The sequence below is a fragment of the Georgenia ruanii genome (assembly GCF_009193175.1).
GTDB classification, from domain to species: Bacteria; Actinomycetota; Actinomycetes; order Actinomycetales; family Actinomycetaceae; genus Georgenia; species Georgenia ruanii.
Genome location: NZ_VUKE01000005.1, coordinates 130,794 through 144,157, shown reverse-complemented (window position 1 = coordinate 144,157; position 13,364 = coordinate 130,794). Strand labels below are relative to the sequence as shown.

The 13,364-nt window shown below is 75.3% G+C and carries 11 protein-coding genes; 5 read left to right on the top strand and 6 right to left on the bottom strand.

Annotation, left to right across the window (positions count from 1 at the left end):
- Positions 1 to 81: 81 nt before the first annotated feature.
- Together GD880_RS07270 and GD880_RS07265 are read left to right on the top strand one after the other, a co-directional pair.
- Positions 82 to 279: a hypothetical protein gene (locus GD880_RS07270; protein WP_152230961.1), complete on the top strand. Its 198-nt coding sequence runs from the start codon at positions 82 to 84 to the stop codon at positions 277 to 279.
- Between the two features lie 131 nt (positions 280 to 410).
- The gene (locus GD880_RS07265) at positions 411 to 1,034 is read left to right on the top strand and encodes a malonic semialdehyde reductase (protein ID WP_226909452.1); all 624 of its coding nucleotides are present in this window, start codon (positions 411 to 413) and stop codon (positions 1,032 to 1,034) included.
- Positions 1,035 to 1,116: 82 nt separating this feature from the next.
- Here GD880_RS07265 and GD880_RS07260 read toward each other — a convergent pair whose 3' ends face one another.
- The 3 genes from GD880_RS07260 to GD880_RS07250 form a co-directional block, all read right to left on the bottom strand.
- Positions 1,117 to 1,749, bottom strand: a complete 633-nt coding sequence (locus tag GD880_RS07260; RefSeq protein ID WP_193314400.1) for a DUF4352 domain-containing protein — start codon at positions 1,747 to 1,749, stop codon at positions 1,117 to 1,119.
- Positions 1,750 to 1,977: 228 nt separating this feature from the next.
- Positions 1,978 to 4,134, bottom strand: coding sequence for a DNA primase (gene dnaG, locus GD880_RS07255; RefSeq protein WP_152230958.1), 2,157 nt, complete (start codon positions 4,132 to 4,134; stop codon positions 1,978 to 1,980).
- Positions 4,135 to 4,260: 126 nt separating this feature from the next.
- Entirely contained in the window at positions 4,261 to 5,589 is a 1,329-nt protein-coding gene (locus GD880_RS07250) for a deoxyguanosinetriphosphate triphosphohydrolase (RefSeq protein WP_152230957.1), read from the bottom strand.
- Positions 5,590 to 5,645: 56 nt separating this feature from the next.
- Here GD880_RS07250 and GD880_RS20650 point away from each other — a divergent pair, with 56 nt between their 5' ends.
- The 3 genes from GD880_RS20650 (at position 5,646) to GD880_RS07240 (ending at position 9,202) form a co-directional block, all read left to right on the top strand.
- A complete protein-coding gene (locus GD880_RS20650) occupies positions 5,646 to 6,860 on the top strand; it encodes an alpha-amylase family protein (RefSeq protein WP_226909451.1) in 1,215 nt (404 codons plus the stop codon).
- Positions 6,861 to 7,046: 186 nt separating this feature from the next.
- Positions 7,047 to 7,331 (top strand): substrate-binding domain-containing protein, encoded by a 285-nt coding sequence (locus GD880_RS20645; protein WP_319593252.1) that lies wholly within the window; start codon positions 7,047 to 7,049, stop codon positions 7,329 to 7,331.
- Between the two features lie 107 nt (positions 7,332 to 7,438).
- Positions 7,439 to 9,202, top strand: coding sequence for a glycoside hydrolase family 13 protein (locus GD880_RS07240; protein WP_226909450.1), 1,764 nt, complete (start codon positions 7,439 to 7,441; stop codon positions 9,200 to 9,202).
- Between the two features lie 17 nt (positions 9,203 to 9,219).
- Here GD880_RS07240 and dusB read toward each other — a convergent pair whose 3' ends face one another.
- From dusB to GD880_RS07225, 3 genes are all read right to left on the bottom strand, one after another.
- A complete protein-coding gene (dusB, locus tag GD880_RS07235) occupies positions 9,220 to 10,446 on the bottom strand; it encodes a tRNA dihydrouridine synthase DusB (RefSeq protein ID WP_152230956.1) in 1,227 nt (408 codons plus the stop codon).
- Between the two features lie 108 nt (positions 10,447 to 10,554).
- Positions 10,555 to 11,118: a hypothetical protein gene (locus tag GD880_RS07230; protein WP_152230955.1), complete on the bottom strand. Its 564-nt coding sequence runs from the start codon at positions 11,116 to 11,118 to the stop codon at positions 10,555 to 10,557.
- A gap of 468 nt (positions 11,119 to 11,586) precedes the next feature.
- Complete coding sequence (locus GD880_RS07225; RefSeq protein WP_152230954.1) at positions 11,587 to 12,972, bottom strand: glycine--tRNA ligase; 1,386 nt, start codon at positions 12,970 to 12,972, stop codon at positions 11,587 to 11,589.
- Positions 12,973 to 13,364 lie beyond the last annotated feature (392 nt).

Sequence of the window (13,364 nt, the reverse complement as noted above, 5' to 3'; positions counted from 1 at the left end):
GTCCCGATGCCCAGACTCATCTGACGCCCCCCGTACCTGGGGCACTTGGCAACGAATGGGACACTCGGCATACTTTTTCATGTGACCTTTCATGCCATCCGTCTCGGTGACGGCGCGCTCGGGATGCTCGAGCTCTCCGAGGGCTGGCCGCGGCGCGCCCACCTGTGCGCGGTGTGTGGGACGGACCACGGGCCGATGCGGCGGGTCGGTCGTGGCGCCGGCGACGACGTCGAGGTCCTCCTGTGCCCGTCCTGCGACGACGCCGGCGGGAGCAACTGAGCGGTACGCCCCTCGCGGGCACGGCCGTGCCGTCTCCGCCCGTGCGGCCCTGCTCCGCCATGCGTGCGCGCTATGGCATCAATCACGGCCGGCTCCGGAATCGCCAAGCCACGGTCGTGGCTGCACTAGGCGTGAGTACTTCAACTGAACCTCGGACCACCGACGCGCTCCTCCTCGACGAGGACGCCCAGGACCTGCTCTTCCGTGAGGCCCGCACGGCGAACGCGTTCACGGATGAGCCCGTCACGGACGAGCAGCTCGCCGCGATCTTCGAGCTCGTCAAGTGGGCGCCCACGGCGATGAACACCCAGCCGCTGCGCGTCGTCGTCGTCCGCTCCGCCGAGGCGAAGGACCGCCTCCTGCCCCACATGGCCGAGGGCAACCGGGCCAAGACGGCGGCCGCCCCCGCCACCGCCCTCCTCGCGGCCGACATCGACTTCCACGAGGAGCTGCCGCGCACCTTCCCGCACAACCCGGGCGCGCGCGACATGCTCGCCGGCGACGAGGCCTCCCGCGCCCGCATGGCAGAGCTCAACGCGGGCCTGCAGGTGGGCTACGCGATCATCGGGATCCGGGCCGCCGGCCTGGCGGCGGGCCCGATGACCGGCTTCGACGCCGCGGCGGTGTCCCGCGAGTTCTTCCCCGACGGGCGCCACCGCGTGCTGGTCGCCGTCAACATCGGCAAGCCGGCCGACAACGCCTTCCGCGACCGCCTGCCGCGCCTGCCCTTCGACGAGGTCGTCGCCGCCCTGTAGCCGCTCCTCGCCGCGTGACCGGGCGCGGGCCCACCGGGCCGTGGCCGGTCACGCGGCGACGCCACGTCGGGGCTGGCGCCGTCTACCGGGCGGCGAACACCATCGGCCGGGCGTACTCCGCCGGGGTCCGCAGCACCCACGCCCCGCCCTCGACGGCGCGGTCCGGTACGCCCAGGCAGACGGTGCCCCGCACGGTCTCCCCGGGCGGGATCCTGCCCCGGCCGAAGATCGCCTCCCGCGTGGGGCATGCACCGCCGGCGTCGCCGTTGTACTCCACTCCGTCCGGGCCGAGATACCCGACCAGGAGATCCAACCCCGGGTCCGTCGGCGTCGTGCCGTCGTTCGTGACGGTGACCTGGGCCTCGAGCACCCGCTCCCCCGGAGACGGCGTCGCGGCCTCCGCGGCGGCGGGAACCTGGCGTGCCTCCGTGCGCCGGACGGCCACTTCCCAGCTCCCGACGCGGGCGGGCTGACCCAGCCGGACCCGGCCGTCGGTCGTAGCACCGCCCGTGGCGCCCTGGGGCTGCAGGCGGCCGGTCAGCGGACCGGCCCCGGGTGCCATGACGTCCGGCCGGCCCTCGGCACCGAGCACGGCGCCCGTGGGCGGCCGGGTGGCCGACGCGCGCGGGTGCTGCCCATGGGACGGCCACACGGCGATCACCCCGACGACGAGCGCCGCGGTGGCGAGGATCGCCACGGCGCCGACGATGGTCATCGCCCCCAGCCCACCGACGGCGTCGCCGCCAGGGGTGCGGCGTCCGGGGTGCAGGCGAGCAAGGAAGCGGCGGAGGGAGTGGACAGGCGCTGTGCGAGGCAGCAGCTGCTCCCCCATAACCGTGCCCCTCCCGACGGCGGTCATGACCGGGCGTGCCCCGGGCTCTCCAGGTACAACACTGGCCGTGATGACGCGCTCGTGCACGCGCAACACGGCGCGGACCTGCCGTCAATCGCTCCGGAGCGCGCGGCGGCGGTTCTCCAGGGCCATGAGGGCGGCGAAGACGTCGGCGTAGCCCGGGTCGGCCGGGTCGGTGCGCTGCAGGCGTCCCTTGACGTCGGCGATCTCGCGGGTCAGGCCCATGCGGATGAGGGCCACGAGGACGCCGTGCGCGTACCCGGAGAGCGCCTCGGGCCGGTCCTCGGGCAGCGGGGCCACCGCCAGCTCGGTGATGACGCCGGCCACCGGGCCGACGGCGTTCTCGCGCACCTGCTCGGCCCACCAGCCCGCCGCGTGCCGGGCGGCGTCGGCGCCGGGGTGCTGGGCCGCGTACCGCTCGACCTCCTGGCCGTAGGCCAGCGTGCCACCCGCCGCCCGGATGGCGTCGTGCACCCCCCGGTAGGCCGGGACGGTGAAGGTGTCCGGGGCGAGGTCGTCGAAGCCGGCGCCCAGGGCGTGCTGGGGCAGCTGGAGGACCACCTCGAGCACCTGGCGCTCGAGGCGGGCCACCGGGTCCTCCCGCGGCGGGCGCTGACCGCCAGGCATCGCGCCGGGCGCGGTCGCCCGGTCCGGGTAGGGCGGGCGGCCGCCGTCGCGCCCGCCGGCGCCGTCGCGGAACCCGCCGTCGCGGCCGCGGAACCCCCCGTCGCGCCCCGACCGGCCCGGGGCCCCGCCGCGGGCCGCCTGCCGCCCGTCCCAGCGCCCCTCGGGCCGGCCCCCGGGCGCGCCCTGGCGGCGTCCGCCGAAGCCGCCGCCGGACCCGGGGTCGGGCGGCGGCGGGGTGAGGTCGTGGCGCCCCTGGGCCCGTTCGGCGGCGTGGACGGCACCGCGCACGGTCGGCTCGTCCATCCCCAGCCAGCCGGCGAGCTCGCGGGTGTACTCCCAGCGCAGCGCCTGGTCGCGGATGCCGGCGACCACCGGGGCGGCCGCCCGGAGGGCGGCGACCCGACCCTCCGCCGTCGCCAGGTCGAGCTGGTTGAGGACCGACCGGATGGCGAAGGCGAACAGCGGCTGCCGGCCGGCGATGAGCTCGCGCACCGCGGCGTCCCCGCGCTGCAGGCGCAGGTCGCAGGGGTCCAGCCCGTCGGGCCCGACGGCGACGAACGTCTGGGACGCGAAGCGCTGGTCCTCCTCGAAGGCGCGCAGGGCGGCCTTCTGGCCGGCGGCGTCGCCGTCGAACGTGAAGATCACCTCCCCGCCGCGGGTGGCGCCGGAGGCGAAGATGACCCCGGCGGCGGCGTCGGCGGTGTCGCCCAGCAGACGGCGGACGATCTTGACGTGGTCGGTCCCGAACGCCGTCCCGCAGGTGGCCACGGCGGTGCCCACGCCGGCCAGGTGGGCCGCCATGACATCGGTGTACCCCTCGACGACGACGACCCGGCGCTCCTTGGCGATGGTGCGCTTGGCGAGGTCGAGGCCGTAGAGGACGTGAGACTTCTTGTAGAGGGAGGTCTCGGGGGTGTTGAGGTACTTGGGCCCCTGGTCCTCCTCGTACAGCCGGCGCGCGCCGAAGCCGACCGTCTCGCCGGTGATGTCCCGGATCGGCCAGACCAGGCGGCCGCGGAAGCGGTCGTAGACGCCGCGGTTGCCCTGCGAGACGAGCCCGGAGGCGGTCAGCTCCGCCTCGGTGAAGCCCCGCCCGCGCAGGTGGCGCAGCAGGTGGTCCCAGCCCTTGGGGGCGTAGCCGACGCCGAAGGTGGCCGCGGCCTGCCGGTCGAAGCCGCGCTCGGCGAGGAACCGGCGCCCCGCCTCGCCCTCGGGGCCGTCCAGCTGGCCGGCGTAGAACTCCTCGGCGACGCGGTGGGCGTCCACGAGCCGCTGGCGCCGGCCGGGCTCCTCCCGGGGCCGGCCCGTGCCGCCGTCCTCGTAGCGCAGCTGGACGCCGACCTTGCCGGCCAGCAGCTCCACCGCCTCGGTGAAAGACAGGTGGTCGATCTTCTGGACGAAGGAGATGACGTCGCCGCCCTCGTCACAGCCGAAGCAGTGCCACAGGCCCAGCTGGGGGCGGACGTGGAAGGAGGCGGTGCGCTCGTCGTGGAAGGGGCACAGGCCCTTCATCGAGCCCACGCCGGCAGACTTGAGGGTGACGTACGTGCCGACGATCTCCTCGATCCGGGCGCGCTCGCGGACGGCGTCGATGTCCTCGCGTCGGATCAGGCCTGCCATGGCGTCAGTGTAGGTGCCGATACCGACGGGCCCGGGCGCCCGTCGCCCGGGCCGGCGCGGCACGGGAGGAGCTGCCGAGGACCCACATCTCGGCGCGAACTTCCCGGCTTACCGGCGGTGCGCGGGTCAGAAGACCTCGGAGAGCATCCCCCGCAGCCGGGCGTGCCACTGATTCGCCGAGGTGTCGGTGAGCGAGGCCACCTGGTCCACGACCACCCGCAGCCGCGCCGCGTCGTCGGCGGCGGCGTGGAAGTCCGCGACGAAGGGCGGCTCGAGGTGCCGGTCGCCGGTCTCCAGCAGGGCGTCGACCAGGTCGAAGATGATCGTGCGCTGGGACAGATAGAGGGGCTCGAGCTCGCGCGGGGCCATGACGTACAGGGCCGCGACGCCCTTGAGCACGACGATCTCGGCCAGCGTCTCCGGCGGCACCACCAGGTCGGCGGCGTAGCGGGTCAGCCGCCCCTCGCCGGAGGCCGCGCGGGTGGCGGCCTCGGCCGCGCCGCAGAACCGCCCGATGAGCTGGCTGGTCATGTTCTTGATGCCAGCGAGGTCGCGCCGGGAGCCGTCGAAGGCACGCATCCAGATCGGCAGCGCCACCAGCCGGTCGATGGCCGCGCCCAGCGCGTCGTCGTCCACCGGCGGGTCGTACCAGGCCCGCACCTGGCCGACCACGCGCTGCTGCTCCTCGGTCCGGCGCACCCGCTCCAGGTCCACCCGCCCGCCGACGATGGCGTCCTCGACGTCGTGCACGCTGTAGGCGATGTCGTCGGAGAGGTCCATGACCTGCGCCTCCAGGCAGCGTCGCCCGGGCGGGGCCCCCTCGCGCAGCCAGTCGAAGACGGGCAGGTCGTCCTCGTAGACCCCGAACTTGCGCGTCGGGGTGCCGTCCGGCCGGGCCGGCCCGTCGCCGCGGCGCCACGGATACTTCGTGGCCGCATCCAGGCTCGCGCGCGTGAGGTTGAGGCCGGCGCTGGCGCCGTCGTCGGCGAAGGTCTTCGGCTCCAGGCGGGTGAGCAGCCGCAGGGTCTGGGCGTTGCCCTCGAACCCGCCGATCCCCGCGGCGACCTCGTCCAGCGCCCGTTCGCCGTTGTGACCGAAGGGCGGGTGGCCCAGGTCGTGGGACAGGCACGCGGCGTCGACGACGTCGGGGTCGCAGCCCAGCGCCTTGCCCAGCTCCCGGCCCACCTGGGCCACCTCGAGGGAGTGGGTCAGCCGGGTGCGGACGAAGTCGTCGCTGGCCGGGCCGAGCACCTGCGTCTTGGCGCCCAGCCGGCGCAGCGCCGAAGAGTGGAGCACCCGCGCCCGGTCCCTCTCGAACGCGGTGCGCCGGGGGTTCTTCGCCGGCTCGGGCCACCGGCGCTCGCGGTCGCGGCGGGTGTAGGCCTCCGGGCGGCGGGCCTCGCCCGCGGCGTGAGCCCGGACGCCATGATCGAGGGCTGACGGCTCCTGGGGCACGCCAGGAGCCTACGGGATGGCGGGTGCCCCGACGGCGCGTGGTCCACAATGGCGCCGTGACGGACCACGAGACGACGGCGCAGGCGGCGCCCGGCGAGCAGCCGCGCGGCGACCAGCGGACCCCCGCCCTCGGCGACGTCACCACGACCACCGTCGTCCACCGCAGCACGAGGCGGCCCACCTCCTGGTGGCAGCACGCCGTCGTCCTCCAGGTCCGCGGGGAGACGGACCTTCCCGGCCTGGAGGCGCTCGCGGCGGAGATCTCCCACGTCGCGCGCCTGGGGGCGGACGCCATAGAGGTGCACTGCCCGGGCCTCGACCCCGGCGCGGAGCCGGCGCGCGGCGTCGTGGAGGAGTTCGTGCGCCGCGCCCACCAGCGCGGCATCAAGGTCCTCGTCGCCCTCGCCGGCACCGACGCCCCGCCACAGACCGACGCCGCCGCCTGGCACCTCGCCCGCTGCACCGCATGGCTGCACCGCGGCATCGACGGCATCGACCTCATCTCGGCGAGCCGCCCGGTGCCCCCGCTCGGCCCTCACGCCCACGCGGGCATCGAGCTCGGCGCGCTGCACGCACTGATCGCCGAGCACGGCGAGGACGTCATCCTCACCGGCGGCGGCACCGCCCGGGACCGGGCGGCCCTGGCCTCCCACCTGCACGAGGACTGGCTCCACATCACCCGCGACGACCGCCTCGTGGTCACCCCGTGGCGCCCCGAGCCGCTGCGCGCCACGATCACCGACGCCTACGCGCTGCGGGACCCGGTCGGGGCGCCCGCGGGGTGGACGCTGGCGACCGCGGCGCTGGCCGCCCCCGCCGAGTGGGGGGACCTCGCCCACGCGGCGCTCCGGCGCCGGCACGACGCCGCGGCCGCGCTCATGCTCGCCCTGCCCGGCACCGCCTACCTGCACCTGGGCGAGGCCGTGGGCGTGCGCCAGGACGGCGACGTCGCCGCCGCCGTGCGGGCGACCGCGGCGGCCGTCGCGGCGCAGAAGGGCCGGCCGGACACCGGCTTCGAGCGCTACCGCCGCGGGCTGCGCCTGCGCGACGAGCTGCGCCTGGGCACCGGACCGGTGGGTTGGGTCGACTCCCCCGCGGGCACGCTGGCCTTCCTCAACCGCGAGGTGCTCGTGCTGGTGAACCTCGGCCCCGGCACGGTGGTCGTTCCCGCCGAGCGGGAGATCCTCCACGCCAGCGCCGACCTGCCGGCGCCGGCGGGCGGCGAGGTGAGCGTGCCGGCGGACACCACGGTGTGGCTGGCCGTGTCCTGACGCGGCGGACCCGGCGCGGTCCCCGCGCCCGGCGCAGCATCGACCTCGCCGTGCGCCACCTGGCCTCCCAGGGCCACCGCAGGGTCGGGCTGGCCGTCGGACCGGACCGGTTCGTGCCGGCCCGGCGCAAGCGCGACGGCTTCCGCGAGGCCACGGCGATCGACCTCGACGTCGCCGGCCCTGTTCATGTCGCTCGGCGTGGTGCGGGCGGCCCGCTCGTGCGGGCTGCGGGTGCCGCAGGACCTGTCGGTGATCGGCTACGACGACTCGGCGCTCATCGCGTTCACGGACCCGCCGCTGACGACCATCTGCCAGGCGGTCGCCGCCATGTGCCAGGCGGCCGTGACCACGCTGGTCACCGAGATGGGCGGGGCCTCGGTGCCGCGCGGTGACCTGCTGTTCGTGCCCGAGCTCATCGTGCGCGGGTCGCCGGCGGCGGCGTCCGCACTGCGCGGCGCTGTGGCGGTCTGAGGGCCCGGTAGCCGCCTGGACACCCGGTCCCCGTCCGGCATAGCGTGGCCGGCCGACCCTCGAGCCCGTCCCCTCGCGCCCCGCGCGACCGACCTGCCTGGAGAACCGTGACCGTCGAGACCACCGCCGCCGCCAGCACGCTCGTCCACCCCGCCGGGGCCGCGGCGCAGTGGTGGCGCCAGGCGGTGATCTACCAGGTCTACCCGCGCTCCTTCGCCGACTCCGACGGCGACGGCATGGGCGACCTGCGCGGCATCACCGCCCGCCTGGAGCACCTGGCCCGTCTGGGCGTCGACGCCCTGTGGCTCTCCCCGTTCTACCGCTCGCCGCAGGCCGACGGCGGCTACGACGTGGCGGACTACCGCGACGTCGACCCGCGCTTCGGCACCCTGGCCGACGCCGACGCGCTGCTCGCCCGCGCCCACGAGCTCGGCCTGCGGGTGATCGTCGACCTCGTCCCCAACCACACCTCCGACCAGCACGCCTGGTTTCGCCAGGCCCTCGCCGCGGGCCCGGGCAGCCCCGAGCGGGCGCGTTACGTCTTCCGCGAGGGGCTCGGCGAGACGGGCGAGGAGCCGCCGAACAACTGGGAGTCGGTCTTCGGCGGACCGGCCTGGACGCGGGTGTGCGACCGCCCGGACGCGGCCGGCTCGGCCTGGGCCGGCGACGGGCAGTGGTACCTGCACCTCTTCGACGCCGCCCAGCCGGACCTCAGCTGGGAGAACACCGAGGTGCACGCCGAGTTCGAGGACGTGCTGCGGTTCTGGCTCGACCGGGGCGTCGACGGCTTCCGGGTCGACGTCGCCCACGGCCTGGTCAAGGCCCAGGGCCTGCCCGACTGGACCGGCCACGTCACGATGGTCGAGGGCACCGACGACGACGGCCCGGCCGCCTCCGCGCACCAGGGCGCCCGGCCGCCGATGTTCGACCAGGACGGGGTCCACGAGATCTACCGCGCCTGGCGCCGGGTGGTGGACGGCTACCCGGGCGAGCGCGTCCTCGTCGCCGAGGCGTGGGTGGACCCGCTCGAGCGGCTCGCCAGGTACGTCCGCTCGGACGAGATGCACCAGGCGTTCAACTTCGCCTTCCTCGTCTCGCGTTGGCACGCCCAGGAGCTGCGCGCGGTCGTCTCGGCCTCCCTCGCCGCTAACGACGCCGTCGGCGCCCCCACCACCTGGGTGGTGTCCAACCACGACGTCGTGCGCCACGCCTCCCGGCTCGGGCTCGAGGCCACCGGCAAGGGCCCCAACGGCATCGGGGCCGAGGACCCCCAGCCCGACGCCGCGCTCGGGCTGCGCCGCGCCCGCGCCGCCACCCTGCTCATGCTCGGCCTGCCCGGCTCGGCCTACCTCTACCAGGGCGAGGAGCTCGGTCTGCCCGAGCACACCGCGCTGCCCGACGACGCCCGCCAGGACCCGGCCTTCTTTCGCACCCGGGGCGCCGAGAAGGGCCGCGACGGGTGCCGGGTGCCGCTGCCGTGGGAGGCGGCCGCGCCGGCGTTCGGCTTCTCCCCTACCGGCGCCGCCTGGCTGCCGCAGCCGGCGGGCTGGGCGCGCTACGCCGTCGACGCCCAGACCGGCCAGGCGGGCTCGACCCTGGAGCTGTACCGCACGACGCTGCGCCTGCGCCGCGAGCTGGGCCTGGGGCTCGGCTCGCTCGCCTGGGCGCCGGGCTTCGGTCCCGACGTCGTCGCGTTCGTCAACGGCCCGGCCGACGGCGCGCGCGGGGACGTCGTCGTGGTCACCAACCTCGGCGCGACGCCGGCGCGGCTGCCGGCCGGCCACCGCGTGCTCGTGGCCAGCGGCGAGCTGATCGAGGCCGACGGCGCCACGCTCGTGCCCACGGACACCACGGTGTGGCTCGCGCGCTGAGCGCGCCGCCCGGCGGCTCAGCCGCCGGAGACCGACAGCTCGGCCTCGGCGAGCATGGCGCGTAGGTCGGCGTCGATGTCGCGGCTGGTGAGCCAGCCGTCGGGCAGGTGCGGCTGCTTCGCGCTGCCCGCCCGCCCGCGCGGGCCCTCGGCGCCCTCGCCGGGGTAGGGCTGGTCGAGGTCGAGGGCGGCGAGCCGCTCGTCGAGCTCGGCGAGGGAGGAGACCAGGCCGAGGTCGTGGCGGGTCGGGCCGCCGACGACGTAGCCCTTGAGGTACCAGGCCATGTGCTTGCGCATCTCGCGCAGCGCCCGGCCCTCCTCGCCGAAGTGCTCGACCATGAGCTCGGCGTGGCGGCGGATGACGGCCGCCACCTCCCGCAGCCCGGGCCGGACCCGGACGCCGGAGCCGTGCGCGGCGGCGACGAGGTCGGTGAACAGCCACGGCCGGCCCTGGCAGCCGCGCCCGACGACGACGCCGTCGCAGCCGGTGCGCGCCATCATCTCCTCGGCCTCCTCGGCGGACCAGACGTCGCCGTTGCCGAGCACCGGGATGGTGGTCACGGCCTCCTTGAGCCGGGCGATGTGCTCCCAGCGGGCCTGTCCGGAGTAGTGCTGGGCCACGGTGCGGGCGTGCAGGGCCACCGCAGCGATGCCGGCGCGCTCGGCCAGCCGGCCGGCGTCGAGGTAGGTGAGATGGTCGTCGTCGATGCCCATGCGCATCTTGACGGTCACCGGCACCTCGTGGTCACGGCCCGCGGAGGCCTCGCGCGCCGCCGCGACGGCGTCGGTGACGATGCCGTCGAACAGGTCCCGCTTCCACGGCAGGGCGCCGCCGCCGCCCTTGCGGGTGACCTTGGGCACCGGGCAGCCGAAGTTGAGGTCGACGTGGTCGGCGCGGTCCTCGGCCACCAGGATGCGGATGGCCGCGGCGATGGTGGCGGGGTCGACGCCGTAGAGCTGGACCGAGCGGACCGGCTCGGCGGGGTCGGGGGTGATCATCCGCATCGTCTCGGGAGTGCGCTCGACGAGTGCCCGGGAGGTAATCATCTCCGTGACGTACAGCCCGGCGGGCGCGTGGGTGCCGTTGGCCGGCGCGGCCGCGGGCGCGGTGCCGGTGGCCGCGCGCAGCCCGTCCACCCCCGCCGCCCGGCACAGCTGCCGGAACGGCGGGTTGGTCACCCCAGCCATCGGGGCGAGGACCACCGGGCTCCCCAGGCGCACGGCGCCGATCTGCAGCTCAGTCACCGGGTCATTGTCCCCGAGGGGTCCGGAGCGCCCAACCCGACCGCTCTGTGACCTGCGACCAATTCGTCCGTCCCGCGCGACTCCCCTGCCATTCCGGCTGCGACCAGGTCAGGGCTCGACGACCGGCGGCGGCGCGCCGGCGCAACTGACCTCGTGCGCGGCCGCGACCGCGGGGTCGTCCGGGGGCACGGCCGTGGCGACGGTCGTGGTCCGCCCGTTCGTCGCCTTCATCCCGTGCGCCGCGAGGGAGATGGCCGTGCGGGTCACGTCGAACCTCGCCCCGTCGGCGCTGGTGGCGTTCACCCCCACGAGCTGCACGCCCGCGCCGAGGTCCTCGCAGGCCACGCCCGTGCCGTACCCGGTGAAGCCGAGGTCGAAGGTGTACTGGTGGCCCTGGACGTTGCGGGTCGGGACGATCGCGCAGTCGACGACGGCGTAGAGCGGCACCGCGCGACCGGTGTCGAGCAGGATGATCGCCGAGCCGTCGGCGAGCCGCTGGCCCGTGGCCCGGGCCGCCTGGGGCGCCCCGCTGGAGAACTCGACCGAGAACACCGCGCCGGAGTGGGTGCGCACCCCCAGGATCCGTGGCACCCCGGCCGACAGCCACAGGGTGTCCGCCGCGCCGTCGCCGTCGAGGTCGACGGTCGGCTTCGACGCCGCCCCCTGGGGCACGGTCGCGCCGGTGGCCGGGCATCCGCCGGCGGTCGGGGGCCGGGTGCTGTCGTCCGGGCTCGCCGTCGGCTCCGCAGGCGGCGAGGGCGTCGCCGGTTGCGTCGCCGGTTGTGTGGTTGTCGGCTGCGTGGGCGCCGGCTGCGGCGGCGTGCTCCCGTCAGAGTTCGACGACGCCGTGCAGCCGGCCAGCGCGAGGGCGGCCAGCAGTCCAAGCCCCGCCCGGACCGCGGCCCGGCCACGGCCGGCTCCCGACACCGCCATCGTGCTCACCTCCGACGTCCCTTGCCGCACCGGCGCGGCCCCACGGCCGGTCTACCACCTCAGGGCCGCGCACGCGGGCCGATCGGCCCGTCCGGGCCGGCGCCGGTGCGAGGGCACCGCTGGCGCACCGGACTTGAGCGCGCAGGCGCCGGGCAGGACCACCGAGCGCGCCGCGACCAGATGCGCATCCGGTCGCGGCGCGGACGGTCAGCAGCCGGGCAGGCGCTCGGCGAGGTAACCGCGCACCTGGTCCAGGCCGATGCGCTCCTGGCTCATGCTGTCGCGCTCGCGCACCGTGACGGCCTGGTCCTCGAGGGAGTCGAAGTCGACGGTGATGCAGAACGGGGTGCCGACCTCGTCCTGGCGGCGGTAGCGCCGGCCGACCGCGCCGGCGTCGTCGAAATCGACGTTCCAGTACCGGCGCAGCTCCTGCGCGAGGTCCCGGGCCACCGGCGAGAGCCGCTCGTTGCGCGAGAGCGGCAGCACCGCGGCCTTGACCGGGGCCAGGCGCGGGTCCAGGCGCAGCACGGTGCGCTTGTCCACCCCGCCCTTGGTGTTGGGCGCCTCGTCCTCGGTGTAGGCGTCCACCAGGAAGGCCATGAGCGAGCGGGTCAGGCCTGCCGCCGGCTCGATGACGTAGGGCACCCAGCGCTCGTTCTTGGCCTGGTCGAAGTAGCTGAGGTCCTGCCCGGAGTGCTCCGAGTGGGTCGTGAGGTCGAAGTTGGTGCGGTTGGCGATGCCCTCGAGCTCGCCCCATTCGCTGCCCTGGAAGCCGAAGCGGTACTCGATGTCGACCGTGCGCGTGGAGTAGTGGGAGAGCTTCTCCTGCGGGTGCTCGTAGTGACGCAGGTTCGCGGCGTCGATGCCGAGCTCCGTGTACCACCGCGTGCGCGTGTCGATCCAGTACTGGTGCCACTCCGCGTCCGTGCCGGGCTCGACGAAGAACTCCATCTCCATCTGCTCGAACTCGCGCGTGCGGAAGATGAAGTTGCCGGGGGTGATCTCGTTGCGGAAGGACTTGCCGATCTGGCCGATGCCGAACGGCGGCTTCTTGCGGGCCGAGGTCATGACGTTCGCGAAGTTGACGAAGATGCCCTGCGCCGTCTCCGGGCGCAGGTAGTGCAGCCCGGTCTCGTCCTCGACGGGGCCGAGGTAGGTCTTGAGCATCATGTTGAAGTCGCGCGGCTCGGTCCACTGCCCGCGGGTGCCGCAGTTGGGGCAGGCGATGTCGGCGAGGCCGTTGGCCGGGGCGTGGCCCTTCTTCTCCTCGTACTCCTCTTCCATCTGGTCGGCGCGGAAGCGCTTGTGGCAGCTCAGGCACTCGGTGAGCGGGTCGGTGAACACCCCCACGTGCCCGGAGGCCACCCACACCTGGCGCGGCAGGATGACCGAGGAGTCCAGGCCCACGACGTCCTCGCGGGAGGTGACCATGGCACGCCACCACTGCTTCTTGATGTTCTCCTTGAGCTCGACGCCGAGCGGTCCGTAGTCCCAGGCGGAGCGGGTCCCGCCGTAGATCTCCCCCGCGGGGTAGACGAAGCCCCGCCGCTTGGCGAGGTTGATGACGTTGTCGAGTCGCGAGGGTGCGGCCACTGGTTTCACTCCGGTTCATCGTGCGGGCCCGCACCTGGCGGGTGCGGGCATCGGACCCGCGCCTGGGTGGCGTGGGCGACGGGCGGGACGGCGCATGGTTGCGGCCCGCCCACGGTGCCCCCACCTAACCATGCCGCCCCTGTCCGGGTCAGATCCGGCCCGCCGGCCCGCCGCCCGGGGTCACATCCGGCCCGCCGTGCCCGGCCGCCCGGGGTCACATCCGGCCCGCCGTGCCCGGCCGCCCCAGGGGCGGATCTGGCTGCCGACCGCGACCTCGGTGAGGGTGGGGCGCGCACCGCCCGGCCCATCCAGGGGCGGTGTCCCCGCGCCGCGCCAGCCCGGGCCGGGCCGAGCGCGATCGTGGCGGCGCCCACACCACGCAGAGTTGACCA